This is a genomic window from Phytobacter sp. V91 (genome assembly GCF_965644225.1).
Classification (GTDB): Bacteria; Pseudomonadota; Gammaproteobacteria; order Enterobacterales; family Enterobacteriaceae; genus CBFFRJ01.
Genome location: NZ_CBFFRJ010000071.1, coordinates 1 through 26336, shown reverse-complemented (window position 1 = coordinate 26336; position 26336 = coordinate 1). Strand labels below are relative to the sequence as shown.

Genomic DNA, 26336 nt, shown 5'->3' with positions numbered 1-26336 from the left:
ATACAGCTCAGCTAAGGTAAGGCTAATACAGATAAGGACTCCACTGAACCCCACCGATTAAATCGCACCTTCCTTAAGCAATAAATCAGCATTAGTCATTAAATTTTCCAATATGCGGGTTAAATCGTCCCGCACTCCATCCTGGATCGTTTACACTTAGCCGGTTCCATAAAGCCCTGTGGATAAATCGTGAAGAATCTGTGAGAAACACAAGATCTCTGAAGCTGTTTAGGCTATGATCCGCGGTCCCGATCGCGATCCATGGATCAGCGCCGGGCAAATTACACTATCCTTTTTCGTCGCGCAGAGCATCGCCAGCAACAGGGCTGCCTGAAGGATCAAGTGTAAAACCGCAGATAGCGGTTCGCACGTCACCCTCGTTGGGTCTTATCGACGTGTGTCAACAATCATTAATGTTTCTGTCTTTTATTTATCGATTTTGTTCGAGTGGAGTCCGCCGTGTCACTTTCGCTTTGGCAGCAATGTCTTGCCCGATTGCAGGATGAGTTACCAGCCACAGAATTCAGCATGTGGATCCGCCCATTGCAGGCGGAACTGAGCGATAACACGCTGGCTTTGTATGCGCCAAACCGTTTTGTACTCGATTGGGTTAGAGATAAATACCTCAATAATATCAATGGGCTGCTGAACGATTTCTGCGGAACGGATGTGCCACAACTGCGTTTTGAAGTGGGAACCAAACCTGCCGCGCAGCTGCACCGCGAACCTGCTCACGTTGCCGCGCCGGTACAACCGGCATATGTACAACAGCCGCAGCGTGTTGCTCCTGCGGTGCGTCCAGGCTGGGATAACGTGCCAGCGCCGGCAGAGCCTACCTACCGCTCCAACGTCAACGTCAAACATACCTTCGATAACTTCGTTGAAGGTAAGTCGAACCAGCTGGCGCGCGCAGCGGCTCGCCAGGTGGCCGATAACCCCGGCGGTGCCTACAACCCTTTATTCCTCTACGGCGGCACGGGTCTGGGTAAAACTCACCTGCTGCATGCGGTAGGTAATGGCATTGTTGCGCGCAAGCCCAATGCCAAAGTCGTCTATATGCACTCGGAGCGTTTTGTTCAGGACATGGTTAAAGCCCTGCAAAATAACGCGATTGAAGAGTTCAAACGTTACTACCGCTCAGTCGATGCATTGCTGATCGATGACATTCAATTCTTTGCCAATAAAGAACGATCCCAGGAAGAGTTTTTCCACACCTTTAACGCCCTGCTTGAAGGCAACCAACAGATCATTCTGACCTCGGATCGTTATCCGAAAGAGATCAATGGCGTCGAAGATCGTCTGAAATCTCGCTTTGGTTGGGGTCTGACGGTGGCGATCGAGCCGCCTGAACTGGAAACCCGCGTGGCGATCCTGATGAAAAAAGCAGACGAGAACGATATCCGTTTGCCGGGTGAGGTGGCGTTCTTTATCGCCAAACGTCTACGCTCTAACGTGCGTGAACTGGAAGGGGCATTGAACCGCGTTATCGCCAATGCCAACTTTACCGGACGCGCGATCACCATTGATTTCGTGCGTGAGGCGCTGCGTGACTTGCTGGCGCTGCAGGAAAAACTGGTCACTATCGATAATATTCAAAAGACGGTGGCGGAGTACTACAAAATTAAAGTGGCGGACTTGCTGTCCAAGCGCCGCTCCCGTTCCGTGGCCCGCCCGCGACAGATGGCGATGGCGCTGGCGAAGGAACTGACCAACCACAGCTTGCCGGAAATTGGCGATGCCTTTGGTGGTCGTGATCACACGACTGTGCTGCACGCCTGCCGTAAAATTGAGCAGCTGCGTGAAGAGAGCCACGATATCAAAGAAGATTTTTCCAATTTAATCAGAACATTGTCTTCCTGATGCGATGAAAGTGACGCTATGAAATTTACCGTTGAACGTGAACATCTTTTAAAGCCGCTGCAACAAGTCAGTGGCCCGCTGGGCGGTCGTCCGACGCTGCCAATCCTCGGTAATCTGCTGCTTCAGGTGGCAGACGGTATCCTGTCGTTGACTGGCACCGATCTTGAAATGGAAATGGTCGCCCGGGTGACCTTACTGGCTGCTCATGAGCCAGGCGCGACGACGGTCCCGGCGCGTAAGTTTTTTGATATCTGCCGTGGTTTGCCTGAAGGCGCTGAAATAGCGGTGCAGCTGGAAGGTGAGCGCATGCTGGTGCGTTCCGGACGCAGCCGTTTTTCACTCTCCACCTTACCGGCCGCTGATTTCCCGAATCTCGACGACTGGCAGAGCGAAGTGGAATTTACCCTTCCTCAGGCCACCATGAAGCGTCTGATTGAAGCCACGCAATTCTCGATGGCGCATCAGGACGTGCGGTATTATTTAAACGGTATGCTGTTCGAAACCGAAGGTGAAGAACTGCGCACCGTGGCCACCGATGGTCACCGCCTGGCGGTATGCTCTATGCCTGTCGGCGTGAGTCTGCCGAACCATTCGGTTATTGTGCCGCGTAAAGGCGTTATTGAACTGATGCGTATGCTGGACGGCGGTGAGAATCCGCTGCGTGTGCAGATCGGCAGCAACAACATCCGTGCCCACGTGGGTGATTTTATCTTTACCTCGAAGCTGGTTGACGGTCGTTTCCCGGATTATCGCCGCGTATTGCCGAAAAACCCGGACAAACACCTTGATGCCGGTTGCGACATCCTGAAGCAGGCGTTTGCCCGCGCAGCCATTCTCTCTAACGAGAAATTCCGTGGCGTGCGTCTGTATGTCAGTGAAAATCAGTTGAAAATCACCGCCAACAACCCGGAACAGGAAGAAGCGGAAGAGATCCTCGATGTCACCTACGCGGGGACTGAAATGGAGATCGGCTTCAACGTCAGCTACGTGCTGGATGTACTGAACGCGCTGAAGTGTGAAAACGTACGCATTATGCTGACCGATTCCGTTTCCAGCGTGCAAATTGAAGATGCTGCGTCACAATCTGCGGCTTATGTTGTTATGCCAATGAGACTGTAATGTCGCTCACCCGCTTGCTGATCCGCGACTTTCGCAATATTGAAAGCGCGGATCTCCAACTTTCCCCCGGCTTTAACTTTCTGGTAGGCGCCAACGGCAGTGGCAAAACCAGCGTGCTGGAAGCTATCTATACGCTCGGTCATGGCCGGGCGTTTCGCAGTTTGCAAATTGGTCGTGTTATTCGCCACGAGCAAGAGTCGTTCGTGCTGCACGGGCGTTTACTCGGGGAAGAGCGAGAAACGTCGATCGGCCTGACCAAAGATAAGCAGGGTGACAGCACCGTACGTATCGACGGTACTGACGGCCATAAAGTAGCGGAACTTGCGCTGCTGATGCCGATGCAGTTGATCACGCCAGAAGGCTTTACGTTGCTCAATGGCGGCCCCAAATACCGAAGAGCCTTCCTTGACTGGGGATGCTTTCACAACGAAGCCGGTTTCTTTACCGCCTGGAGTAATCTTAAGCGACTGCTTAAGCAACGTAACGCCGCGCTGCGCCAGGTTGGTCACTACGGTCAACTGCGTCCCTGGGACAAAGAACTTATCCCGCTGGCGGAACAAATCAGCAACTGGCGTGCCGAATACAGCGCGGCCATTGCGGCGGATATGACGGATACCTGCAAACAGTTTTTACCCGAATTCAATCTGACTTTCTCTTTCCAGCGCGGCTGGGAAAAGGAGACCGATTACGCCGAGGTACTGGAAAGAGGCTTCGAGCGCGATCGTATGTTGACCTACACCGCGCATGGTCCGCACAAAGCCGATTTCCGCATTCGTGCCGACGGCGCGCCGGTGGAAGACACGCTTTCTCGTGGGCAGCTAAAGCTCCTGATGTGCGCCTTACGTCTGGCACAGGGGGAGTTTTTAACCCGCGAGAGCGGACGACGGTGTTTGTACCTGATAGATGATTTTGCCTCAGAACTTGATGATGAGAAGCGCGGGCTGCTGGCCAGCCGTTTAAAAGCCTCCCGGTCACAGGTTTTCGTCAGTGCAATAAGCGCTGACCACGTTGTGGACATGTCGGACAAAAATTCGAAGATGTTCACCGTGGAAAAGGGTAAAATAACGGATTAACCCAAGACAAAATGAGCGAGAAACGTTGATGTCGAATTCTTATGACTCCTCCAGTATCAAAGTCCTGAAAGGGCTGGATGCGGTACGTAAGCGCCCGGGTATGTATATCGGCGATACGGATGACGGCACTGGTCTGCACCACATGGTATTTGAGGTTGTGGATAACGCTATCGACGAAGCGCTCGCAGGTTACTGTAAAGACATCGTTGTCACCATCCATAGCGATAACTCTGTCTCTGTACAGGATGATGGCCGTGGTATTCCTACCGGTATTCACCCGGAAGAGGGTGTCTCAGCCGCAGAAGTCATCATGACCGTGCTGCATGCGGGCGGTAAGTTCGATGATAACTCCTATAAAGTTTCCGGCGGTCTGCACGGTGTAGGCGTTTCCGTGGTTAACGCCCTGTCGCAGAAACTGGAACTGGTTATCCAGCGTGACAACAAAGTGCATCGCCAGATGTATGCGCACGGTGTGCCGCAGGCGCCGCTGGCCGTGACTGGCGATACCGAAAAAACCGGTACCATGGTGCGTTTCTGGCCGAGCTATGAAACCTTCACCAACGTCATCGAGTTCGAATACGAAATTCTGGCAAAACGTCTGCGCGAACTGTCGTTCCTGAACTCCGGCGTCTCTATCCGCCTGCGTGACAAGCGTGACGGTAAAGAAGACCACTTCCATTATGAAGGCGGCATTAAGGCGTTTGTTGAGTATCTCAACAAGAACAAAACGCCGATCCACCCGAATATCTTCTACTTCTCCACCGAAAAAGACGGCATTGGCGTCGAAGTGGCGTTGCAGTGGAACGACGGCTTCCAGGAAAACATCTACTGCTTTACCAACAACATTCCGCAGCGCGATGGCGGTACTCACCTTGCTGGTTTCCGTGCGGCGATGACCCGTACCCTGAATGCCTATATGGACAAAGAAGGCTACAGCAAAAAAGCCAAAGTCAGCGCCACCGGCGATGATGCCCGTGAAGGCCTGATTGCCGTTGTCTCTGTTAAAGTGCCGGACCCGAAATTCTCCTCCCAGACCAAAGACAAGCTGGTCTCCTCTGAGGTGAAATCGGCGGTTGAACAGCAGATGAACGAACTGCTGAACGAATACCTGCTGGAAAACCCCTCCGACGCCAAAATCGTGGTCGGCAAGATTATTGACGCTGCGCGCGCCCGTGAAGCGGCCCGCCGCGCCCGTGAAATGACCCGTCGTAAAGGCGCTCTGGACTTAGCTGGCCTGCCGGGCAAACTGGCGGATTGTCAGGAACGCGACCCGGCACACTCCGAACTGTACCTGGTGGAAGGGGACTCTGCGGGCGGCTCTGCAAAACAGGGGCGTAACCGTAAAAACCAGGCGATTTTGCCGCTGAAGGGTAAAATTCTCAACGTTGAGAAAGCGCGCTTTGACAAAATGCTCGCTTCTCAGGAAGTGGCGACCCTGATTACCGCGCTGGGCTGTGGTATTGGCCGTGACGAATACAACCCGGACAAATTGCGTTATCACAGCATCATCATCATGACCGATGCGGACGTCGATGGTTCGCACATCCGTACCCTGCTGCTGACCTTCTTCTACCGTCAGATGCCGGAAATCGTTGAGCGTGGTCACGTCTATATTGCCCAGCCGCCGCTGTACAAAGTGAAAAAAGGCAAGCAAGAGCAGTACATCAAAGACGATGAGGCCATGGATCAGTACCAGATCTCCATTGCGCTGGACGGTGCAACACTGCACGCCAATGCCAGCGCGCCAGCCCTGGCGGGCGAGCCGCTGGAGCGCCTGGTGTCTGAATACAACGCGACCCAGAAGATGATTGGTCGTATGGAGCGTCGCTTCCCGCGCTCGCTGCTGAAAGAGCTGGTTTATCAACCGACCCTGAGCGAAGACGATCTGAGCAGTGGGCAGACGGTAACCCGCTGGGTGAATGCGCTGGTCACTGAGCTCAATGAAAACGAGCAGCACGGCAGCCAGTGGAAATTCGACATTCAGCAAAATGCCGGGCAGCAGTTTGAGCCGGTGATCCGCGTACGTACCCACGGTGTGGATACCGATTATCCGCTGGATCATGAGTTTGTGACCGGCGCGGAGTACCGCCGTCTCTGCACCCTGGGTGAGAAACTGCGTGGCTTGATCGAAGACGATGCCTTTATCGAACGCGGCGAACGTAAACAACCGGTTGCCAGCTTCGAACAGGCGCTGGACTGGCTGGTGAAAGAGTCACGTCGCGGCCTCTCCATCCAGCGTTATAAAGGTCTGGGTGAAATGAACCCGGATCAGCTGTGGGAGACGACCATGGATCCGGACAGCCGCCGTATGCTGCGCGTCACGGTGAAAGATGCGATCGCGGCTGACCAGCTCTTTACCACCCTGATGGGTGATGCTGTTGAACCCCGTCGTGCATTTATCGAAGAGAACGCCCTGAAAGCGGCAAATATCGATATCTAATCAGCCCTGACAATAACAAGCCCGGTCGCATTCGCCGCCGGGCTTTTTAGTGTCTGCAAAAGAGGAATTTCTGCCTGATTCCTGGCCCCTTTTCCTCCGACTCTTTTGCTGTTTTTTGAGCTAAATCGCGTTAGCATGAGCCTGGAACATTTACTCCGGGGATCTCATGGCTATCAAACTTATCGCAATCGACATGGACGGAACGTTGTTGTTGCCGGACCACACCATCTCTCCTGCCGTTAAAAACGCCATTGCTGCTGCGCGTGAACGTGGCGTCAAAGTCGTACTGACCACCGGGCGTCCTTACGCCGGTGTACACGCTTACGTTAAAGAGCTGCATATGGAGCGTGAAGGGGATTACTGCATCACCTACAACGGTGCGCTGGTACAGAACGCCAGCGATGGCAGCACGGTGGCACAAACTGCGCTGAGTTTTGACGATTATCTGTACCTGGAAAAACTGTCCCGCGAAGTGGGCTCACACTTCCACGCGCTTGACCGTAATACGCTGTATACCGCCAACCGCGATATCAGCTATTACACGGTGCATGAATCTTATGTCGCCACCATTCCGCTGGTCTTCTGCGAGCCGGAAAACATGGATCCGAACACCCAGTTCCTGAAGGTGATGATGATTGATGAGCCGGAAATTCTCGATAAAGCCATTGCCCGTATTCCGGCAGAAGTGAAAGAGAAATATACCGTGCTGAAAAGCGCGCCTTACTTCCTGGAAATTCTTGATAAACGCGTCAACAAAGGCACAGGCGTAAAATCACTGGCCGATGTGTTGGGTATTGCGCCTGAAGAGATCATGACAATTGGCGATCAGGAAAATGATATCGCGATGATCGAATACGCCGGCATGGGCGTGGCGATGGATAACGCCATCCCTTCGGTCAAAGCAGTGGCAAACTTCGTCACCAAATCCAATCTGGAAGATGGCGTGGCATACGCCATTGAGAAGTTTGTACTGAATTAAGTTCGCTTCGGGCATGGGTGTTTACGCCCTTGCCTGAATAGCGGTTTCGCGGTTCAGCGGAATATGACTTATCCCGCTTTTCATAATTGCAGCGCGTATCCACGGTGTCGTCAGACAGCGGTTTTTCACCACTTTTCCCAGCAATTTAAGCCGTAATCCCCGGGTTTTTCTCCGGTATAGCGCATTCGCATTCTCGGGGGCTGCATGCAGCACCTCCGCCAGGATTTCCGCGCTGTCCAGCGCATAGCTAATGCCTTCCAGTGAACTGGCGCTGATAAACCCTGCCGCCTCGCCAATCAAAAATGCATTGTCTTTGCCACAGACAAAATCCTGCCAGCGGGACGGACACAGCACGGTACATTTCTCGTTTTTTACCGGCTCGCCAAAACGGAAATCGAAAGGCAGCAGGCGATTTTTAAGTTCTTCAAAATGCTCTCGTCCCTCCTTCATGGCAAAGGCGCCACCAAAAATAAAATAGCCGTCTTTGCAAATACTCCATGCGTAACAATCGGTTGTTTGATTGTCGAACACGCAGGAGTAGAAAGGCGACGGATGACGGTCCGCAAACCATTGCTGGAGCGCGACATATTTGCGGATCTCATGATCCGGATACAGCTGGCGTCGCACCATAGAGTTCGCTCCATCGCCGCCGACAAGATACGTGGCCGTGGCCTCAAAGGTTTGCCCGTCAGCCACATAGCTAAGATGCCAGAGGCTATTCTCGCGCCAGATTTTCCGGCACAAGGCATCGTGGTGAACGGTAACGGAATCCGGGATCAGCGATTTCATCCACAAATCAAAGGCATGCCTGTCGATATTGAGATAGCTGCGCTGATAGTTGCGCTCAATACCCGTCTGCACATCCAGCGTCTGCACACTAAAAATCTGCGGATCGGCCATCACCTGTACGGGGAGCGTAATCCCGGCGCGAATAAAGGATCGCTGGGCATCCGGCGCAAGCAAACCACCACAGGGTTTCATAAACCCGCCCGTGCCACGCTGCTGCTTTTTATCCAGCGCGAGTACGCGTTTTTTCCCTGCTAACTGCCGCGCCAGCGCTGCTCCCGCTGGCCCCAGACCAATGATGGCGACGTCAAAATGTTGCATAGCTTCCTCCTGATGTTGGCGAGAAAGATAGAGGGTTCAGGTGAAGTGACGGTGAAGTGACGATAAACGGGTAGGCTAATTCCCCTGCCTTACGATACCCTGATGCCAAACATGACATCAGGGTTATTTTGTAGATGAAACAGATCACCACCGCATCGCGTCATCACCAACTCACCAATATTCATACCTGGACACCCGACAGTCAGTGGCTGGTGTTTGACGTCCGTCCATCCGGCGCCTCTTTTACCGGTGAAACCATTGAGCGCGTTAATGTTCAGACGGGGGCCGTTGAGGTTCTGTATCAGGCGCGGGAAGGGGCGTATGTGGGCGTGGTGACCGTTCATCCTCATGATGAGAAATATGTCTTTATCCATGGCCCGGAAAACCCTGATGCCGACTGGCACTATGACTTTCATCATCGCCGGGGGGTTATCACGGCATCGGGGAAAACCACGAACCTCGATGCGCTGGATATCACCGCCCCTTTTACGCCGGGTGCGCTGCGTGGCGGTAGCCACGTGCATGTCTTCAGCCCCAATGGTGAAAACGTCAGCTTTACTTATAACGACCATGTTATGCACGAGTGGGATAGTCGCTGCGACCTGCGTAATGTTGGCGTAGCAGTGCCTTATGGCCCGGTTGAGCCGCAAGGAACGCACCTGCGTGAATATGCCGGGAGCCACTGGAGTGTTCTGGTCAGTCGTACCACCCCGAACCCCGTTCCCGGCAGTGACGAGATCAACCGTGCCTATGAAGAGGGTTGGGTGGGTAACGACAGGCTCGCCTTTATTGGCGATACGCTTGCGGAAAATGGTGAGAAGGTTCCTGAGCTGTTTATCGTCACCTTACCGGGTAACGAGCAAGGCTGGAAACAGCCGGGGGATGCGCCACTGGAAGGAACAGCCGCCAGCCTGCCAGCACCGCCGAAAGGCGTTATGCAGCAGCGACTGACGTTCACCCATAAGCGAGCGTATCCAGGCCTGGTCAATGTGCCGCGCTATTGGGTACGCAGTAATCCACAGGCCACCCGGATTGCATTTTTGATGCGTGATGATGCAGGCATCGTGCAGCTATGGCTTATCTCGCCGGAGGGGGGAGAGCCGCAACAGCTAACCCATGCGACAAGCGGTATTCAGTCCGCTTTTAGCTGGCATCCATCAGGCAACGCGCTGGGTTTTATGCTGGAGGATCGTATTGCCTGTTGTGATGCGAAGAGTGGCGCAGTGACCTTTTTGACCGCCGATCACACTAATGTCCCGTCGGCCGATGCGATTGTCTTTTCGCCGGACGGGAAGCGTATCGCCTGGATGGAAGAGGTGGAGGGTTTCCGTCAGCTCTGGGTAACGGAAACAGGCCTGTAAATCAGGGGGCGGGCAGAGGTGCTGGCGGGATCGCGCCGTTGGTCGCCAGATTTTCCTGCTCGCTTTTTTCCACCCGCGATTTGATCGAGCTGTCGGTGCGGAACATGTCCCATGGCAGGAGCAACGTATCCATCACCGCAGTGAAGGGCATATCCAAAGCGACCAGGGATTTCATACCGATATTGGTGTCATCATCTGACAGCATCGTTGAGCTCGCCTTCATTCCGGGGTAGACGCCTTCTTTTCCGCCGGTGTGTGACATGACGCTGGAACACCCGCTAACTAACACCATCCCGCTGAGTAATGCTGAAACTATCAGAGTATTTTTCATCATGAGTTAATCATAGTTATGTGCAGTATGAGGACTGCATCAGGCCTTATAGCTGTCTGAGCGAGAAAAGAACAGTCCCCGAGCTCCGCTCTGTGGCGGCATTCGCAGTTTGGCATTTTGTGCTGTGATCCCAGTCTATGCAAAGCGGGCGAAACTGCAAAAAAAAGTCAGAAAATGACCTTGAAAAAAGTGCTCCCAGCCCAATTTTATGAGAGTAGCCCGGAAACACGCCGGAAGGGTGTTGCGCTACAGTGGCCTGTCCATTATGGAAGGTGATTTTTTATCTCGCTGATTTCAGGAGCTTTTATTTATGCGTAACTTCGATCTTTCCCCGCTTTATCGTTCTGCTATTGGTTTTGACCGTCTGTTCAGCCTGCTGGAAAATAATCAGAGCCAAAGTAATGGTGGCTACCCTCCGTATAACGTTGAACTGGTAGACGAAAACAATTATCGCATCGCCATCGCGGTTGCCGGATTTGCGGAAAGCGAACTGGATATCACCGCCCAGGACAACCTGCTGATTGTGAAAGGCGCACACGCCGCCGAGCAGAAAGAACGTACCTATCTGTACCAGGGCATCGCCGAACGTAACTTCGAGCGCAAATTCCAGCTTGCCGAAAACATTCATGTGAAAGGGGCAAATCTGGTGAATGGCCTGCTGTATATCGATCTCGAAAGGGTTATCCCGGAAGCGAACAAACCGCGCCGTATCGAGATTAACTAAGACCCGGAATTTACCGGAACCCATTTGCTCGCCGACAGGGAGCATATGCGAGCCGTAAGGCTTGCAGGAACTTACTCGCTTCAAAGAAGGAGAAACAGACTATGCGTAACTACGATTTATCCCCCTTACTGCGTCAGTGGATCGGTTTTGACAAACTGGCTCACAGCCTGCAAAACACCGCTGAGCAACCCTCTTTCCCGCCTTACAACATTGAAAAAGGCGACGAAAATCATTATCGCATTACCCTTGCGCTGGCTGGTTTTAGCCAGGCGGAGCTGGATATCCAGCTGGAAGGCACGCGTCTGACGGTTAAAGGCACGCCTGAGAAACCCGCGGATGAGAAGAAATGGTTGCATCAGGGGATGGTGATTCAACCCTTTACCCTGAGCTTCACCCTTGCCGAGCATATGGAAGTTTCCGGGGCAACATTCAACAACGGGCTGCTGCATATCGATCTGAGCCGTAATGCCCCAGAGGCCATCGCGCCGCAACGCATAGCCATTAGCGAACGTCCGGCGTTAAATAGCTAATAGCCGTTGTCACCCCGTCCCTCTCCCACTGGAGAGGGCGCAAACAGCAAAAACGGTCACCTTCGGGTGGCCGTTTTGCTTTTGCCTTGGGGCTTTTTGTGCGCCATCGCCCATACATCCAGTGACCGCTCTGCGAGAATCCTTTGTGTTTACAATGTTATTCACAAGGATCCATCATGAGTGATATAGCGTTAACTGTAAGCGTATTGGCCCTGGTCGCGGTTGTTGGATTGTGGATCGGCAATATCAAAATTCGCGGCGTGGGTTTCGGGATTGGCGGGGTGTTGTTTGGCGGTATTATTGTCGGGCACTTTGTCGATCAGGCGGGGATTACCCTCAGCAGTCCGATGCTGCACTTCGTCCAGGAGTTCGGCCTTATCCTCTTTGTTTACACCATTGGTATCCAGGTCGGGCCGGGATTTTTTGCCTCGCTGCGCGTCTCCGGGCTGCGTCTTAATCTGTTCGCCATTCTGATTGTTATCCTCGGTGGGCTGGTTACCGCCATTTTGCATAAGCTGTTTGATATCCCCCTTCCGGTGATCCTCGGTATCTTCTCAGGTGCGGTAACCAACACCCCGGCACTGGGTGCCGGGCAGCAAATTTTGCATGACTTAGGGACTCCAACGAATATCCTCGACCAGATGGGGATGAGCTATGCGATGGCTTATCCCTTTGGTATCTGCGGTATCTTGCTCACCATGTGGCTGTTGCGGGTTGGGTTTCGCGTCGACATCGAGAGTGAAGCAGAACGGCATGATGCGGGTACAAGCCCTGGCTGCTCGCTGATCAAAACCATTAATATTCGCGTCGAAAATCCTAATCTGAACAATATGGCGATTCAGGATGTGCCTATCCTCAACAGCGATAAGATTATTTGCTCGCGCCTGAAACGGGGGGAGACGCTGATGGTGCCCTCGCCCGGCACGCTAGTCCAGCTGGGGGATTTGCTGCATCTGGTGGGGTTGCCGAAAGATTTGCATAGCGCGCAACTGGTGATGGGTCAGGAGGTCGAAACCTCCCTCTCCACCCGGGGAACGGATCTGCGGGTAGAGCGCGTGGTGGTGACCAACGAAAAAGTCCTCGGTAAACGTATTCGCGATCTGCACTTTAAAGAGCGCTATGACGTGGTGATTTCCCGCCTGAACCGTGCCGGGGTGGAGCTGGTGGCCAGCAGCGATTCCAGCCTGCAATTTGGCGACATCCTCAATCTGGTCGGGCGTCAGGCCGCCATTGATGCCGTGGCGTCTGAACTGGGGAATGCGCAGCATAAGCTCCAGCAGGTGCAAATGTTGCCGGTCTTTATCGGCATTGGTCTGGGTGTGCTTTTAGGCTCAGTCCCGGTTTTTGTTCCTGGTTTTCCGGTGGCGCTGAAGCTGGGGCTGGCGGGCGGGCCGCTGATTATGGCGTTGATCCTTGGGCGTATTGGCAGTATCGGTAAGCTGTACTGGTTTATGCCGCCCAGCGCCAACCTTGCGCTGCGTGAGCTAGGGATTGTGCTTTTCCTGGCGGTCGTTGGACTGAAATCCGGTGGTGACTTTATCACTACCCTCACCCACGGCGATGGGGTTTACTGGATGTGCTACGGCATCTTTATCACCGCGATCCCGCTGCTTACCGTCGGGGTGCTGGCCCGCCTGTTTGGCAAGATGAACTATCTGACTCTGTGCGGCATGCTGGCCGGGTCGATGACCGATCCCCCGGCGCTGGCCTTTGCTAACGGTTTGCATGCCACCAGCGGTGCCGCGGCGCTCTCTTACGCCACCGTTTATCCGCTGGTGATGTTCCTGCGCATCATTACGCCACAGCTGCTGGCGGTGCTGTTCTGGGGAATGAGTTAGGTCACAACCATTAGCATCCTGCTCTCAGGGATGCTAAAAGTGTTCACCATGTCCCCGAACACATTTCAGTCTCCCGGCCAGTCACCTCTGCCGGGCTGAGGAGTCCCCATGAAATCATCCCTGCCGGGAGAGGCGCCGGATTACCGTTTCTCGCTGGCGAATGAGCGTACCTTCCTGGCCTGGATCCGCACGGCATTGGGTTTTCTGGCGGCAGGCGTCGGGCTGGATCAACTCGCGCCGGAATTTGCCACGCCCTTGATTCGCCAGTTGCTGGCGCTGCTGCTCTGTTTATTTGCCGGAAGCCTCGCGGTTTACGGTTATCTGCGCTGGTTGCAAAACGAAAAAGCGATGCGCTTAAAAGAAGATTTGCCCTATACCCGCAGCCTGCTGACCATCAGCGCGGTGCTATTGGTGGTCGCTGCAGTGGTTATCGGGCTGGTGTTGTATGAAGGATAGCCGCAGAGCCCGGCGCGAAGCAGACCCCGGTCTACAGCCGGAGCGCACGTCACTGGCGTGGTGGCGAACGTTGCTGGGCTACAGCGCCCTGCTGGCCATTGCGGTGAAACACAACTGGCAACAATCCGGAGTGGCCTTCTGGATCTCGATTGTCATCCTCGCGGGCGTTGCGATGCTGTTATGGCGCTATACGCGCAGTCGTACTCTGATGGATGTTGAGAGCAACGACGTTGTCAGGCCAAAAGCCGTGCGTGACAAACTGCTGATCGCTCTGGCGGTGCTCTCTCTTTCCTTACTGTTTGCGGTTAACCATCTGCGCCACATTTTGCTCGTGCTGTAAGCTACAACTGTCCTTTACTGAGATACTGCGTCATCTCGGCTTCCGGCACCATGCCGCCGCCGGTCGCCCAGACAACGTGGGTGGCATTCTCCAGCTGTTGCGGCGTGAGTCCCTGTAACTGATGATATTCCTGGCTGGCGCAGACCCGCTGCGGCCCCGCCATCCCCGCCAGCGCAGAGGGCTCAAGGCAAATATCCTCTTCCTGAGCCAGCATGCCAAGCAGGTTATACATCGTCTGATCGTCCAGGGTGTAGAGACCATCGAGCAGGCGCTGCATTGCCCGTCCGACAAAACCGGACGCCCGCCCAACCGCGAGGCCGTCAGCCGCGGTAATATTATCGATCCCCAACTCCTGCACCGAGATTTCATCGTGCAGACCGGTGTAAACCCCCAGCAACATACAGGGGGAATGGGTCGGTTCGGCGAAGAAACAGTGCACATGATCGCCGAACGCCAGCTTCAGACCAAAAGCTACGCCGCCGGGGCCGCCGCCAACGCCGCACGGCAGGTAGACAAACAGCGGGTGCGCTTCATCGACGCTAATACCTTGTTGAATAAACTGCGCTTTCAGACGTTGCCCGGCAACCGCATAACCGAGAAACAGGGTGCGTGAGTTTTCATCGTCAATAAAAAAGCAGTTCGGATCCGCTTCGGCGGCCCTGCGCCCCTGTTCTACCGCCACGCCGTAATCTTCGGCATACTCCACCACCGTGACGCCATGGCTACGCAGTCTGGCTTTTTTCCATTCCCGGGCATCGGCAGACATATGCACCGTCACCTTAAAGCCGATGCGGGCGCTGGCAATCCCAATCGATAGCCCCAGATTTCCCGTCGAACCCACGGCAATGCTGTACTGGCTAAAGAACTGCCTGCACTCCGTTGACAGTAATCTGCTGTAATCATCATCAATAGTCAGCAGCCCGGCCTGGAGAGCGAGTTTCTCGGCGTGGGTCAGCACTTCATAAATACCGCCCCGGGCTTTAATCGAACCGGAAATAGGCAGATGGCTGTCTTTTTTAAGCCACAACCGGCCGCTAATTGGTTGCGAAAATTGTGCAGCCAGCCGGCGCTGCATGGCCGGGATAGCGACCAGATCGGACTCGATAATACCACCAGCGGCTGCGGTTTCCGGGAAGGCTTCTTTAAGCCAGGGGGCAAATCGCGCCAGCCGCGCATGCGCATCTTCCACATCCGCCTGCGACAACCCAACATAAGGCAATGCTTCAGCAAGCGTGGTCGTCTGTGGATTAAACCAGCTCGTCTCCTGCAAATTTTGTAACTGGCGGAGCAGGGGGGATCTGGCGATAAGCGTCTGGATATCGGCGTGGTTCATGGCATCGGCTACGGATAAGGGGAAAACACTACCTTCGTCGATTTTTACCCTCAGCGCCACTATTAAGACGTCTTTTAAACCGCTATCCTCACAATTGAATAAGCAGCAGCGAATTATTACGTTTTGCTACTACACCTCAAACAACAATGCATGCTAAATACATGTAATCACCACTGATTCTGGCAAGGTCAATCGTGTTAAAACCACTGTTAGCTGTTGCTCTGTTGCTGGCGGGAACCCCGGCACTGGCTGCTGATACGCCGCTCACCGCCGCGCGCTATGCCCGTGAGTTAGGGCCTGGTATGGACGTGGACTGGGCGCGAACCGATCGCGGCATCCGGGAATTTGACCCGCTGGTTGCGCGTGACTTCTACGCCAAAGGGATCCGTCATGTGCGGATCCGGGTTGCGGACTCTCTGACCGAGGCCCGGCTTATCCATCTGCGCAAACTGGTGGAGGCGTGCGAGCAAAACGGGCTGATACCCATTATTTCTTATCAGGCGGATGCCTTTAAAGCCGATCCTGGGGTTAAAAACGAAGCGCTGCTGGTGGCGTGGTGGACGACGCTCGCCAGTTATTTTGCCGGTGAGCATCCCCGCCTTGGTTTTGATCTGATCTATGAACCTGCCGATAAACTTAACCGTGACCTGCCGACGCTGAACCGGACGTACGAAAATATTGTTCGTACGGTGCATGACATCGATACGCAGCGGATGATTTTTGTTGCCCCACGAATGCGGGCCGCGCCGGAAGAGCTCAACAGCCTGAAACTGCCGCCGCACAGTCAAAACTATCTGTTAGCAGAGTGGCACATCTTTCCCTGGGGGCCGCTGAAGAACAACGGCAAGTATCCGTGGACGTCAGGGACGGCAGCCGAAAAAGCCGCTATCCGCATGCGTATTAATACGGCGGTACGCTGGCAGCAAAAAACCGGGCATGCCAGTTGGGTCGGCGGCTGGTCGGTGGGTGAGACGATTAAGAATGCATCTGCGGAATCGCAGCTGGCCTTCGCAACCTTTATGGCTTGCGAGCTGAATAAAGCGCAAATTCCGTATGCGATTAACAGTGATACCCAGTTTTACGATGGTGAAGAGGGGGACTGGCGTCCCACGACCGAACCGCTACTGAAACGGATGATTGCGCCTGAATGCGAAAAGCCCGAGCCATCCCCGGGTCATCGCAATACTAAACAGTCTGTTCATGCTGCCCCTGGCGTAGCGCCAGCGGCAGCCAGCTCAACAGAATCAACAATCCTGCGAACGTCATCAGCATCCCGAGGTTAAACTGGCTGGTTTGCGGCAGTTGGGCTGAAAGCCATGCCAGCGCGCCAGAACCCATGTTTTGCATCCCACCCACCAGCGCACCGGCCGTACCTGCAAGAAAGGGGAACGGCTCCATCGCGCCGCTGGTCGCCAGCGGGAAAAGCATCCCCGCGCCGAAGAAAAAAAGCGCCGCAGGCAGGAGTAACGTCCAGAGATAGATGACGCCGAACCAGCCGGGGAGCCACATCATCAGCCCGGCCTGCAGGCAGCAGACCACCGCCTGCCACATCAGGGGGACGAAACGCTTATTCTGCCGCCCGGCATACCAGGCGCCGAAAAAGGCGGCGGGGATCGGCAGAATAAACAGAATGCTGACCGCCATGCTTGATAGCCCCAGTACGGACCCCATCAGCACGCCGGAGCAGGCCTCAAACACGGCAATACCAGCCAGTCCGCCCACCAGCATCAACAAATAACCGCTGAACATGCCGTTGCCGAAGAGGGTTTTGTAGCGCGTCATTAAGCTCATGTTCAGGGTGCCGGCTGGGCGGGTTTCCGGCATCCAGCGCGCCATGCTCCAGGTAACGCCCGCGCAGAGCAGCAATAAAAACAGATAACAGGCTCGCCAGTTCCACACTGTTGTCAGCAGGCCGCCAATCAAGGGTGCCAGTAAGGGGCTTATCAGGATCCCCATATTCAGCAGGCTGTTGGCATGGCGCAATTCCGTACCTGAGTAGAGATCGCGCGGCAGAGTGCGCGCCATCACACCGCCGACGCCGGTGCCCATTCCCTGCAAGGCGCTGGCGATAATCAACACCGTCAGGCTATGGGTAAACAGCGCCGCCAGAGTTGCCAGCATAAAGATACTCATGCCAAAGAGAATGGCCGGACGACGACCTGCGCGGTCTGCCAGCGGGCCATAAAACAGCTGGGATACGCCATAGGTGAGCAGATAAGCGGCCATCACGCTCTGTACCGCGCCTTCGCGCACGTTCAGATCCTGCGCCATACCGGCAATCGCCGGGATATAAATGGTTTGCGTCATCTGCCCGACGGCCACCAGCAGGACCAGCATCAGCAGCAAACTGACGTTACGTTCTCTTTTCATTCGTGGATTGCATTGAAAAATTTGGATATTAAAGGACAGAGTTCTGCCGTAACCGGAAAAATCGAGAGGAATCTACCAGTTTAATGTGACAAGACAAGAAGGACGGCCATAAAGCGCCGTGCAGGACAGGCAGGTTTTATAAACGATACCCGGCAAGATTTGTTGCCAGCCCGATCAGGACAGACGCAGCAACATCGCCCCCAGCGCAATGCCTATGGCGGCCAGAATGCGCAGACCTGAGACCTTTTCTTTGAGCAGGATGAAGGCAATAAAGGCCCCGAACAGAATGGATGTCTCGCGCAGCGCCGCGACCACCGCTAGCGGCGCTTGCGTCATCGCCCACAGCGCCAGTCCGTAGGAGCCCATGGTGCCAATACCGCCCGGTACGCCTTTTTTCCAGTGGGTTAACAGATAGCGAGACACTTCCTGCCTGCGCATCAACATTGCCCAGAGCAGCAGGCAAAAACCGTTCAGGAAGAAGGTCCAGAGCGTATAGCCCAGGGCGGTGCCTGACAGGCGCACGCCGGTACCGTCGACCAGCGTATAGCCAGCAATAAAACAGGCGTTGAGCAATGCCAGCCAGATCCCTTGCCGCGAGCGGCTCTGAACGTTAAAAGCCATAGCAAGAATAGAAAGGCAGATAACCCCAATGCCCGCCCACGCCAGCGAAGAGAGGGAATCGCCGAGAAAAATCACGCTCACCATCGCCACCAACAGCGGTGCCATACCGCGCATTAGCGGATAAGTCTGGCTCATATCCGACACCTGATAGGTTCTGGCGACCAGCACGGTGTAAACCACCTGCAACGCACAGGAGACGGCTAAATATGGCACGCTGGCAAGAGCGGGTTGGGGTGAGAAAGGCAACATCACCAGCGCCATCGCCGCTGCGGTTCCGCTGACGCTGATGGCGGAATAGAGCTTGTCGCTCCCTGCTTTGACAATGGCATTCCAGCTTGCATGCAGCAGCGCGGCGAACAGCAAAATACAAAAAACGGTGATGGTCATAATGAAGGGTATAAGGTGTGCGTCATAAAAATGTAACACGTGGTGGGCGCGAAAAACCAGTGGTGAACCGGTGACGGGCACGGGCGGGTTAATGTGATCGATAACGCAGTTTTTCTCTGAGCCATAAAAACCGGTTGTTCAAAAAGGTTTCCTGTGGTTGTATAAATCCTGTTAATAATTTCAGACACGAGTTCCTAAATGAACGCTTCCATTATGACGATGAACCTACTAAAAACCGCGCACAACGCCGCGGTGGTCGTCGTGCGTGTGGTGGTGGTCGTCGGCAACGCGCCGTAGGGACTGGAACAACACACGATTCCAAAACCCCGCCGGCGCAAACCGGGCGGGGTTTTTAGTTTTAACCGCCCGGAAAGTCGGCTCAGAAGAAAAGGACTGGAGCATGGCAAGTTCGGGCACAACATCAACAACACGCTATACCGGCGCGCAGCTGATCGTTCATTTACTGGAACGTCAGGGGATTACCACCGTTGCGGGGATCCCTGGCGGTACGGTTCTCCCTTTATATGATGCGTTAAGTCAGAGCACGCAAATCCGCCATGTCCTGGCTCGTCACGAGCAGGGCGCAGGATTTATCGCTCAGGGCATGGCGCGAACCCAGGGCAAACCGGGCGTCTGCATTGCCTGTAGCGGCCCCGGCGCCACCAACCTGGTTACCGCCATCGCCGATGCACGTCTCGACTCTATTCCGCTGATTTGTATTACGGGTCAGGTACCCGCCTCAATGATTGGGACCGATGCTTTCCAGGAAGTGGACACTTACGGTATTTCTATCCCCATCACCAAACACAACTATCTGGTACGCGACATCCGCGAGTTGCCGCAGGTAGTCAGTGACGCGTTTCGCATTGCGCAATCCGGCCGTCCAGGCCCGGTGTGGATAGATATTCCTAAAGATGTGCAGACCGCGACCATTGAACTGAGCGAACTGCCAGAGCCAGGTGAGAAAGCGCCTGCCCCAGAATTTGACCCGCAAAGCATTCAGGATGCGGCGGCGATGATTAACGCGGCAAAGCGCCCGGTACTGTACCTCGGCGGCGGCGTTATCAACTCCCCGCAAGCCGTGCGTGCGCTGGCTGAAAAAGCCAACCTGCCAACGACGATGACGTTGATGGCGCTGGGTATCATGCCAAAAGCGCACCCGTTGTCACTGGGGATGCTGGGTATGCACGGCGCCCGCAGCACCAACTTTATTCTGCAAGAGTCTGATTTGTTGATTGTTATGGGGGCGCGTTTTGATGACCGGGCGATTGGCAAAACCGAGCAGTTCTGCCCGAATGCCAAGATTATTCATGTGGATATCGACCGCGCTGAGTTCGGTAAAATCAAGCAACCGCATATCGCTATTCAGGGCGATGTGGGTGAGGTAGTGGCTCAGCTGTTGCCACAGATTGACGCGCAGTCGCGCGAAGCGTGGCGCGATACCGTCAGCCAGCTGCAACAGGAATTCCCGTCAGCCATTCCTCAGGCTTGCGATCCGCTGAGCCACTACGGGTTGATTAATGCCGTTGCCGCCTGTGTTGATGATGAAGCGATTGTCACAACCGACGTCGGCCAGCACCAGATGTGGACCGCGCAGGCCTATCCGCTTAACCGTCCACGCCAGTGGCTGACTTCCGGTGGTCTGGGCACCATGGGCTTTGGCCTGCCTGCGGCAATTGGCGCGGCGCTGGCTAACCCGACGCGTAAAGTGATCTGCTTCACTGGCGACGGTAGCCTGATGATGAATATTCAGGAAATGGCCACCGCTGCTGAAAACAATCTGGATGTGAAAATCATCCTGTTGAACAACGAAGCCCTGGGGCTGGTTCATCAACAGCAGAGCCTGTTCTACCAGCAGGGTGTCTTTTCGGCAACTTATCCGGGGACGATCAACTTTATGCAAATTGCCGCCGGTTTTGGCCTGCAAAGTTGCGACCTGAATGCGCAAGCCGATCCGCAGGCGGCATTGCAGGCCATGATTTCACGTCCTGGTCCGGCGCTGATCCATGTGCGTATCGACGCTAACGAAAAAGTGTACCCGATGGTGCCGCCAGGTGCGGCCAATACAGAGATGGTGGGAGAGTAAACCATGCAACAGACAACTTCTGACAACGTTATTCTTGAACTCACCGTACGCAACCACCCGGGTGTCATGACCCACGTTTGCGGCCTGTTTGCCCGTCGTGCGTTCAACGTCGAAGGTATTCTCTGCCTGCCAATCAAAGAGAGCGAGCAGAGCCGTATCTGGCTGCTGGTCAATGACGACCAACGTCTGCAACAGATGATTAGCCAGATTGAAAAGCTGGAGGATGTGGTGCAGGTGGTACGCAACCAGTCCTCGCCGGGTATGTTTAACAAACTGGCGGTATTCTTCGAGTAACCTCGCAAAAGCATTGGATTTCGCCCGGCCTGGCCGGGTTTTTTAGCTGCTGGTGTGCAGTAAAATCAGCCATCAGCGTGATCCCTTGCGGCAATAAAATCAGTAACCTGATACCAGGACTGTCCTTTTGGGCAGATTTGCTTTTATGATGTGCCTCCTGAGATGTGATGGGAGTTTTCATGATCTGGTTGACACTTGCGACGCTGGTTGCCGTTTTTATCATTGGATTCAGAGTATTAACCTCTGAACCGCGCAGGGCTGTACGCCGTCTCAGTGAGCGATTGTCGATAACGCCGGTACCGGTGGAAACCATGATTGATCAGATGGGAAAAACGGCAGGTAACGAGTTTATCAACTACTTAGCGCGCCCGGATGAAGCGCATCTGCAAAATGCGGCTCAGGTACTGTTTATCTGGGAAGTGTTTATTGTGGATGGGAGTGAGCGCAACCTGCAATACTGGCACCGGATCTTACAAAAAGCGCGCCTGGCCACGCCCATTACCGATGCACAGATTCGTCTGGCGCTGGGATTTCTGCGCGAACTGGAACCGGATGCCGCTGAACTTAACGCTTTTCAGATGCGTTATAACACGCTGTTTATCCCCGAAGAAGGCGTGCACTGGCTGCACTGACTCCCCCGCAGGCGCAGTGCAAAAAAGTTGCCAAACTGTTAAATAAATCACATATTTTTTTGTTACACTGCGCGACTTTCACGCAAAAACCATGGCAGGTAACAAAAATGATTGAGACACCGGGCGCGCAGCCTATTTATAACAGCGTCACCCGGCCCAACTGGTCGGCGGTTTTTGCCGTGGCCTTTTGTGTGGCGTGTCTGATTACCGTCGAATTTTTACCAGTCAGCCTGCTGACGCCGATGGCGCAGGAGCTGGGTATTTCTGAAGGCGTTGCCGGGCAGTCGGTAACCGTCACAGCGTTTGTCGCCATGTTTGCCAGCCTGTTTATCACCAATATCATTGGTAAAACCGATCGCCGTTATGTGGTGATAGCATTTTCGGTGTTGCTGACCCTCTCCTGCCTGCTGGTCTCATTCGCCAGTAACTTTTCGCTGTTGCTGCTTGGGCGCGCCCTTCTGGGGCTGGCGCTGGGCGGCTTTTGGGCAATGTCCGCTTCGTTGACCCTGCGTCTGGTCCCCGCGCGTACTATCCCGAAAGCGCTGTCAGTTATTTTTGGCGCTGTTTCCATCGCACTGGTGATTGCCGCCCCATTGGGCAGTTTCCTCGGCGGCATTATCGGCTGGCGTCATGTCTTTAACGGGGCGGCGCTGATGGGGATTTTGTGTATTGGCTGGGTGTGGAAGGCGCTGCCGTCGATGCCGGGGCAAACGGAACATCATCAGAATATGTTCGGTCTGCTTAAACGCCCTGGCGTGCTGGCAGGGATGATCGCCATCTTTATGGCCTTCGCCGGGCAGTTCTCCTTCTTCACCTATATTCGCCCGGTCTATATGAATATGGCCGGTTTTGATGTTGATGGTCTGACGCTGGTGCTGCTGAGTTTCGGTATTGCCAGCTTTGTCGGCACCTCATTCTCATCGCATATCTTAAAACGCTCGGTCAAACTGGCGCTGGCCGGTGCCCCTCTGGTGCTGGCAATCAGTGCTCTGATCCTGATTTTGTGGGGGAGCGATAAGGTTGTGGCGGCAGGAATTGCGATTATCTGGGGGCTGGCCTTTGCGTTGGTTCCGGTGGGCTGGTCAACCTGGATCACCCGCTCCCTTGCCGATCAGGCAGAAAAAGCCGGGTCGATTCAGGTGGCCGTTATTCAGCTTGCCAATACCTGCGGCGCGGCTGTTGGTGGTTATGCGCTCGATAATCTTGGTCTTCTGTCACCGCTGGTGCTGGCGGGCGGACTCATGTTGCTCACCGCGCTGCTGGTGGCGAGTAAAGTGAAGGTGAAGTGACCGACCATCAGAGCCGCATGTTCCCCCTCACCCTCGAGGGTGAGGGAACCGTCCGCGCTCGTATTTTGTTGTGGGATCCCTCAGGCTGTAACCTGAACGCGTTTTTTAGAATCGAGTGAAATCAACAGCACCGAGGAGACAATCAGCAATGTGCCCAGCCAGTCTGGCAGGGTGAAGGCGATGCCCAGCAGGGCAACCGACAGCAGAGCGCTGCTCAGGGGTTCTGCGCAGCTCAGAATGCTGGCGCGTGATCCGCCGATCATCTGGGCGCCTTTCAGATACAGACTAAAGGTTAGCGCGGTGCCAATCATCACCAGATAGAGGAACGCCATTATCAGGTTGCCGTCGATAACAAAATCATTCCCCTTCCCGGCATAAAACGGCGTCAGCATCAGACCTGCCAGAAACATACTCCATCCGACGACGGGCAGCGTACCGTAACGGGCAATCAGCGCTGAGGGATAAGTGGTGTAAAGTGCCGCGGAAAAGGCCGAGGCAATGCCCCAAATCAAGGCTTCCGTGGAGACCGACAACGAAGTTGGATTACCGTGGGTCACCAGCAGGAAAGTGCCGAGCAGTGAGGTGGCAATGGCGGCGGTCACCGGCAGGCTAGGCTTTGTTTTGCGCGCCAGCGCAAACCACATCACGATAATGGTCGGCGACAGAAATTGCAGCACGGTGGCGGTTGCCGCATTGGATTTTTCGATAGTGACCAGGAAAGTCAGCTGTACGATCAGTGCGCCAAACAGCGAGAAAAACAACAGGCTCAGGGTGTCTTTACGGTTTTTCAGGACCGAGAAAATTTTATCACCGTTAAAAAACGAGAGGATGAGCAGTACCGCGCCACCCGACAACAGACGTACCATGGTTAGCCACGGGGCATCGATATGACTTCTCTCCATGATGTACTGCGCGCATACGCCTGAACTCCCCCATAATATGGCGGCCGCCAGTACGTAAAGCATCCCTTTTTTCGTGGAACCCATTCTCCATTCCTGCCATGCTGATTGCTTATTATTAAGCCGCGCATCATAGCATAAGCAAATTGGTTTCCGCAGGCAGCGTCCGTGCTACCGCGGAAATTTACACTTAGAACCAGGCTTCCCACATTGCGCCGACGTTGAACGAATCCAGGGTGGTATCCTCGGTGCCGTTAACCCGTGCGGTGTGTTTGTTGTCCACTTCGCCGCCGGTCACGTAGAAGCGGAGCATTGGGCGGAACTCCGGTCCCATGTCGATGGAGATGTTCTGCGACAGGGTTGCTTTCCAGCCGTCGTTATCACCGCCTTTCTCGTAGGCCACTTTCTGCCAGCCCAGTTCGAGCCAGGTTGAATGAACATCGTTCCACCAGTACATCGGGCGCACGATGGCGTTGTAGTTCTTACGATTGTCGGACTTATCCGCACTGTTGTCGTAATCGTGGAAGGCGAGCAGGTATTCCACCTGCATCTGGCGACTAAACTTGTGCAGCCCTTCGAAGCTGGCATAAATCGTGTTCAGATCGTCCGTTTTGTTATAAACGCTGTTATCGGAGTTGTCGGAGTAACGGGCGATAACTTTGTTCACGCCGCTGTCGTTGGTATGGCTCAGCACCACGCCGCCCTGCCAGGCTTTCAGACGATCGTCACTCTCAATCGCTTTTGAATCAAAGCCATAGTTCGCGTAAATCTCCAGATCCAATGGCCCGACTTTCATACCATGGATTTTTGAGGTTAACGCGTAGTTGCCTTTATCGCCGACGTTAGAGCCCCCGGTACAGGTAATGCGCGACGGGTTGCCGCCATCGTCTTCCACTTCCGGGTTACAGGATGCCACGGATGCCACGGTGGCCACGTCAAACTGTACGCCGCCGATATCGAAGTTTTTCACCCCGGCGCCCTGGCCGTCATGGGTCATCCAGAAGTAGTCGTTGATGCCCTGTTGCGGACGCTGGTGGAAGTCACGACCCGCCCAGAAATAGGCGTTCGGATTGGATTCCAGCAGGTTGGTGACGCCCGCATAGGCTTTTTTCAGGTTAACTTCATCGCCCCAGTGGTCAAACATCACGTTGACGTCCCAGATTGCGCCATGTGAACTTTTAAACGCTTTAGAGAGCTGGAATTCGCCGCCGTTACCTTCGTTACCCAGACGACCAATAGCAGAGGAGCCGTTATAGGAGCCGTCGACGCCGACGTATTTCTGGTCAGCGCCCTGGAAATGGGCACCGTAGCGGGCGTAGCCGCTAAACTTCACGCCGTAGGGGATCGCCAGATCCGGCGTTTGCGCGGTGCTTTGCGGCTCAGTAATGACATCCGCTTTCTTGTTAATGGCGGCATCCATTTTGGCCTGGCGCTCCGCCAGGGCTTTATCCACCGCTTTTGCGACGATGGCGTCAATTTGTTCCTGAGTAAATTCTTGTGCTATCACCGAACCAGAGCAAAGGGCTGCTGCAACTGCCAGTGCCACTGGAAGTTTATTATTTAATTTCATAATTATCTCAGTAAGTTTGTTGTTTTCAGACAATAACCATCCTGTCCTGATGTGACAGAACAACATGCCTTTATCAAAACAAGCTGATTTTGTTATTTTTAATTTGGGTACAGATTAAACTAATTTACCGTAATCACTTCTCCACTATTAACGCTGATAAAGATGAATAATCTCCTCCGATAATTCACGCGCAAGTAATGACGTCATTAAGTGATCCTGCGCATGTACCATAATTAATGTCATAGGCTGGCGGCCTTCTCCGGCATCCTGTTCAATTAATTTGGTCTGCATCTGATGTGCCTGACGGGAATAACCGTCGGCTTCGCGCAGCAGATTTTTGGCTTCCGTAAAGTTACCCAGTCGGGCCTCGCGGAGCGCTTCAAAGCACAGGCTGCGGGACTGACCGGCGTTAACGATAATTTCCATTACCGCTTCTTCTAATGCGACCATAATCTTTTACTCTTCATCAAAACCATTATTGCCAGCGGTGCGGGTAAACCACTCACCACTTTTCTTAATGGTACGTTGTTGGGTTTCTAAATCTAACTGAACAAAGCCGTAGCGATTTTTATAGGCATTACACCATGACCAGTTATCAATAAACGTCCACATATGATAGCCAAGGGAAGGTGCGATTTAATCGTCAGTTATGAGAACATAAGGCTTTCTTTGCCATAGATTTTTCACGATGCCCGCA

25 protein-coding genes, 1 pseudogene and 1 other annotated feature are annotated in these 26336 nt (G+C 54.3%); of the genes and pseudogenes, 17 read left to right on the top strand and 9 right to left on the bottom strand.

The genetic code is table 11. The features are described 5' to 3' along the window. Window positions 1-459 precede the first annotated feature (459 nt). The 5 genes from dnaA to yidA all read left to right on the top strand — a co-directional run bounded on the left by dnaA (window position 460) and on the right by yidA (window position 7471). Entirely contained in the window at window positions 460-1860 is a 1401-nt protein-coding gene (gene dnaA, locus ACSZO4_RS15215; protein ID WP_437889892.1) for a chromosomal replication initiator protein DnaA, read from the top strand. An 18-nt stretch (window positions 1861-1878) separates the two neighbouring features. Continuing rightward, complete coding sequence (dnaN, locus tag ACSZO4_RS15210) at window positions 1879-2979, top strand: DNA polymerase III subunit beta (RefSeq protein ID WP_437889891.1); 1101 nt, start codon at window positions 1879-1881, stop codon at window positions 2977-2979. Then, window positions 2979-4052, top strand: coding sequence for a DNA replication/repair protein RecF (gene recF, locus ACSZO4_RS15205; RefSeq protein ID WP_437889890.1), 1074 nt, complete (start codon window positions 2979-2981; stop codon window positions 4050-4052). The genes dnaN and recF overlap by 1 nt, the downstream gene beginning before the upstream one ends. A gap of 28 nt (window positions 4053-4080) precedes the next feature. Beyond that, on the top strand, window positions 4081-6492 hold the full coding sequence (gyrB, locus tag ACSZO4_RS15200) for a DNA topoisomerase (ATP-hydrolyzing) subunit B (protein WP_437889889.1): 2412 nt from the start codon (window positions 4081-4083) through the stop codon (window positions 6490-6492). Window positions 6493-6658: 166 nt separating this feature from the next. Beyond that, window positions 6659-7471: a sugar-phosphatase gene (gene yidA / locus ACSZO4_RS15195; RefSeq protein WP_437889888.1), complete on the top strand. Its 813-nt coding sequence runs from the start codon at window positions 6659-6661 to the stop codon at window positions 7469-7471. A 21-nt stretch (window positions 7472-7492) separates the two neighbouring features. On the opposite strand, the gene ACSZO4_RS15190 is transcribed toward yidA, so the two are convergent. Beyond that, window positions 7493-8578 (bottom strand): FAD-binding protein, encoded by a 1086-nt coding sequence (locus tag ACSZO4_RS15190; protein ID WP_437889887.1) that lies wholly within the window; start codon window positions 8576-8578, stop codon window positions 7493-7495. Window positions 8579-8712: 134 nt separating this feature from the next. Between ACSZO4_RS15190 and ACSZO4_RS15185 the strand changes: the two genes are divergently transcribed. Further along, window positions 8713-9939, top strand: coding sequence for a DUF3748 domain-containing protein (locus ACSZO4_RS15185; RefSeq protein WP_437889886.1), 1227 nt, complete (start codon window positions 8713-8715; stop codon window positions 9937-9939). A 1-nt stretch (window position 9940) separates the two neighbouring features. On the opposite strand, the gene ACSZO4_RS15180 is transcribed toward ACSZO4_RS15185, so the two are convergent. Beyond that, window positions 9941-10273 carry a YceK/YidQ family lipoprotein gene (locus tag ACSZO4_RS15180; RefSeq protein ID WP_437889885.1) on the bottom strand — a complete coding sequence of 111 codons (333 nt, stop codon included), beginning with the start codon at window positions 10271-10273 and terminating at the stop codon, window positions 9941-9943. Window positions 10274-10511: 238 nt separating this feature from the next. Beyond that, window positions 10512-10587, top strand: a sequence feature (ROSE (Repression Of Heat Shock gene Expression) occurs in the 5'-region of heat shock genes and acts as an RNA thermometer to modulate expression.). Here ACSZO4_RS15180 and ibpA point away from each other — a divergent pair. The 5 genes from ibpA (at window position 10581) to ACSZO4_RS15155 (ending at window position 14158) form a co-directional block, all read left to right on the top strand. Continuing rightward, window positions 10581-10994 (top strand): small heat shock chaperone IbpA, encoded by a 414-nt coding sequence (gene ibpA, locus ACSZO4_RS15175; RefSeq protein ID WP_437889884.1) that lies wholly within the window; start codon window positions 10581-10583, stop codon window positions 10992-10994. Its footprint overlaps the feature before it by 7 nt. A gap of 101 nt (window positions 10995-11095) precedes the next feature. After that, a complete protein-coding gene (ibpB, locus tag ACSZO4_RS15170) occupies window positions 11096-11524 on the top strand; it encodes a small heat shock chaperone IbpB (protein WP_437889883.1) in 429 nt (142 codons plus the stop codon). A gap of 176 nt (window positions 11525-11700) precedes the next feature. Further along, a complete protein-coding gene (locus ACSZO4_RS15165) occupies window positions 11701-13362 on the top strand; it encodes a putative transporter (RefSeq protein ID WP_437889882.1) in 1662 nt (553 codons plus the stop codon). 108 nt (window positions 13363-13470) lie between these two features. Beyond that, window positions 13471-13818, top strand: a complete 348-nt coding sequence (locus tag ACSZO4_RS15160) for a YidH family protein (RefSeq protein WP_437889881.1) — start codon at window positions 13471-13473, stop codon at window positions 13816-13818. After that, complete coding sequence (locus tag ACSZO4_RS15155; protein ID WP_437889880.1) at window positions 13808-14158, top strand: DUF202 domain-containing protein; 351 nt, start codon at window positions 13808-13810, stop codon at window positions 14156-14158. Before ACSZO4_RS15160 ends, ACSZO4_RS15155 begins: the two co-directional genes overlap by 11 nt. A 1-nt stretch (window position 14159) precedes the next feature. On the opposite strand, the gene dsdA is transcribed toward ACSZO4_RS15155, so the two are convergent. Continuing rightward, the gene (gene dsdA / locus ACSZO4_RS15150; RefSeq protein WP_437889893.1) at window positions 14160-15491 is read right to left on the bottom strand and encodes a D-serine ammonia-lyase; all 1332 of its coding nucleotides are present in this window, start codon (window positions 15489-15491) and stop codon (window positions 14160-14162) included. A gap of 194 nt (window positions 15492-15685) precedes the next feature. Here dsdA and ACSZO4_RS15145 point away from each other — a divergent pair, with 194 nt between their 5' ends. Further along, window positions 15686-16774: a cellulase family glycosylhydrolase gene (locus ACSZO4_RS15145; RefSeq protein WP_437889879.1), complete on the top strand. Its 1089-nt coding sequence runs from the start codon at window positions 15686-15688 to the stop codon at window positions 16772-16774. On the opposite strand, the gene emrD is transcribed toward ACSZO4_RS15145, so the two are convergent. Together emrD and ACSZO4_RS15135 are read right to left on the bottom strand one after the other, a co-directional pair. Beyond that, entirely contained in the window at window positions 16677-17861 is a 1185-nt protein-coding gene (gene emrD / locus ACSZO4_RS15140) for a multidrug efflux MFS transporter EmrD (protein ID WP_437889878.1), read from the bottom strand. The genes ACSZO4_RS15145 and emrD overlap by 98 nt on opposite strands. A gap of 174 nt (window positions 17862-18035) precedes the next feature. Further along, the gene (locus ACSZO4_RS15135) at window positions 18036-18869 is read right to left on the bottom strand and encodes an EamA family transporter (RefSeq protein WP_437889877.1); all 834 of its coding nucleotides are present in this window, start codon (window positions 18867-18869) and stop codon (window positions 18036-18038) included. Window positions 18870-19067: 198 nt separating this feature from the next. On the opposite strand from ACSZO4_RS15135, the gene ivbL reads away from it, so the two are divergent. The 5 genes from ivbL to nepI all read left to right on the top strand — a co-directional run bounded on the left by ivbL (window position 19068) and on the right by nepI (window position 23170). Further along, entirely contained in the window at window positions 19068-19166 is a 99-nt protein-coding gene (ivbL, locus tag ACSZO4_RS15130; protein ID WP_437889876.1) for an ilvB operon leader peptide IvbL, read from the top strand. 103 nt (window positions 19167-19269) lie between these two features. Then, on the top strand, window positions 19270-20955 hold the full coding sequence (ilvB, locus tag ACSZO4_RS15125) for an acetolactate synthase large subunit (RefSeq protein ID WP_437889875.1): 1686 nt from the start codon (window positions 19270-19272) through the stop codon (window positions 20953-20955). 3 nt (window positions 20956-20958) lie between these two features. Beyond that, window positions 20959-21249, top strand: coding sequence for an acetolactate synthase small subunit (gene ilvN, locus ACSZO4_RS15120; protein WP_437889874.1), 291 nt, complete (start codon window positions 20959-20961; stop codon window positions 21247-21249). 179 nt (window positions 21250-21428) lie between these two features. After that, complete coding sequence (locus ACSZO4_RS15115; protein ID WP_437889873.1) at window positions 21429-21881, top strand: DUF1198 domain-containing protein; 453 nt, start codon at window positions 21429-21431, stop codon at window positions 21879-21881. 107 nt (window positions 21882-21988) lie between these two features. Then, window positions 21989-23170 (top strand): purine ribonucleoside efflux pump NepI, encoded by a 1182-nt coding sequence (gene nepI, locus ACSZO4_RS15110; protein WP_437889872.1) that lies wholly within the window; start codon window positions 21989-21991, stop codon window positions 23168-23170. Window positions 23171-23250: 80 nt separating this feature from the next. Here nepI and ACSZO4_RS15105 read toward each other — a convergent pair whose 3' ends face one another. The 4 genes and pseudogenes from ACSZO4_RS15105 to ACSZO4_RS15090 form a co-directional block, all read right to left on the bottom strand. Continuing rightward, window positions 23251-24156, bottom strand: a complete 906-nt coding sequence (locus tag ACSZO4_RS15105; protein ID WP_437889871.1) for an EamA family transporter — start codon at window positions 24154-24156, stop codon at window positions 23251-23253. 103 nt (window positions 24157-24259) lie between these two features. Next, entirely contained in the window at window positions 24260-25639 is a 1380-nt protein-coding gene (locus ACSZO4_RS15100; protein ID WP_437889870.1) for a carbohydrate porin, read from the bottom strand. 147 nt (window positions 25640-25786) lie between these two features. After that, window positions 25787-26089: a PTS lactose/cellobiose transporter subunit IIA gene (locus ACSZO4_RS15095; RefSeq protein WP_437889869.1), complete on the bottom strand. Its 303-nt coding sequence runs from the start codon at window positions 26087-26089 to the stop codon at window positions 25787-25789. 6 nt (window positions 26090-26095) lie between these two features. Further along, window positions 26096-26263 (bottom strand): annotated as a pseudogene (locus ACSZO4_RS15090) (family 1 glycosylhydrolase); the annotation flags it as partial. Between the last annotated feature and the right edge of the window lie 73 nt (window positions 26264-26336).

Bases quoted from the DNA above. Each gene is read 5' to 3' on its own strand.
- gyrB (WP_437889889.1), top strand. From the start codon at position 4,081: ATGTCGAATTCTTATGACTCCTCCAGTATCAAAGTCCTGAAAGGGCTG.
- ACSZO4_RS15185 (WP_437889886.1), top strand. From the start codon at position 8,713: ATGAAACAGATCACCACCGCATCGCGTCATCACCAACTCACCAATATT.
- yidA (WP_437889888.1), top strand. From the start codon at position 6,659: ATGGCTATCAAACTTATCGCAATCGACATGGACGGAACGTTGTTGTTG.
- ACSZO4_RS15155 (WP_437889880.1), top strand. From the start codon at position 13,808: ATGAAGGATAGCCGCAGAGCCCGGCGCGAAGCAGACCCCGGTCTACAG.
- ilvN (WP_437889874.1), top strand. From the start codon at position 20,959: ATGCAACAGACAACTTCTGACAACGTTATTCTTGAACTCACCGTACGC.
- ACSZO4_RS15095 (WP_437889869.1), bottom strand. From the start codon at position 26,089: ATGGTCGCATTAGAAGAAGCGGTAATGGAAATTATCGTTAACGCCGGT.
- nepI (WP_437889872.1), top strand. From the start codon at position 21,989: ATGATTGAGACACCGGGCGCGCAGCCTATTTATAACAGCGTCACCCGG.
- ACSZO4_RS15135 (WP_437889877.1), bottom strand. From the start codon at position 18,869: ATGACCATCACCGTTTTTTGTATTTTGCTGTTCGCCGCGCTGCTGCAT.
- ACSZO4_RS15105 (WP_437889871.1), bottom strand. From the start codon at position 24,156: ATGGGTTCCACGAAAAAAGGGATGCTTTACGTACTGGCGGCCGCCATA.
- ivbL (WP_437889876.1), top strand. From the start codon at position 19,068: ATGAACGCTTCCATTATGACGATGAACCTACTAAAAACCGCGCACAAC.
- ACSZO4_RS15190 (WP_437889887.1), bottom strand. From the start codon at position 8,578: ATGCAACATTTTGACGTCGCCATCATTGGTCTGGGGCCAGCGGGAGCA.
- ACSZO4_RS15115 (WP_437889873.1), top strand. From the start codon at position 21,429: ATGATCTGGTTGACACTTGCGACGCTGGTTGCCGTTTTTATCATTGGA.
- dsdA (WP_437889893.1), bottom strand. From the start codon at position 15,491: ATGAACCACGCCGATATCCAGACGCTTATCGCCAGATCCCCCCTGCTC.
- recF (WP_437889890.1), top strand. From the start codon at position 2,979: ATGTCGCTCACCCGCTTGCTGATCCGCGACTTTCGCAATATTGAAAGC.
- dnaN (WP_437889891.1), top strand. From the start codon at position 1,879: ATGAAATTTACCGTTGAACGTGAACATCTTTTAAAGCCGCTGCAACAA.
- ibpB (WP_437889883.1), top strand. From the start codon at position 11,096: ATGCGTAACTACGATTTATCCCCCTTACTGCGTCAGTGGATCGGTTTT.
- ibpA (WP_437889884.1), top strand. From the start codon at position 10,581: ATGCGTAACTTCGATCTTTCCCCGCTTTATCGTTCTGCTATTGGTTTT.
- emrD (WP_437889878.1), bottom strand. From the start codon at position 17,861: ATGAAAAGAGAACGTAACGTCAGTTTGCTGCTGATGCTGGTCCTGCTG.
- ACSZO4_RS15180 (WP_437889885.1), bottom strand. From the start codon at position 10,273: ATGATGAAAAATACTCTGATAGTTTCAGCATTACTCAGCGGGATGGTG.
- ACSZO4_RS15165 (WP_437889882.1), top strand. From the start codon at position 11,701: ATGAGTGATATAGCGTTAACTGTAAGCGTATTGGCCCTGGTCGCGGTT.
- ACSZO4_RS15160 (WP_437889881.1), top strand. From the start codon at position 13,471: ATGAAATCATCCCTGCCGGGAGAGGCGCCGGATTACCGTTTCTCGCTG.
- ilvB (WP_437889875.1), top strand. From the start codon at position 19,270: ATGGCAAGTTCGGGCACAACATCAACAACACGCTATACCGGCGCGCAG.
- ACSZO4_RS15100 (WP_437889870.1), bottom strand. From the start codon at position 25,639: ATGAAATTAAATAATAAACTTCCAGTGGCACTGGCAGTTGCAGCAGCC.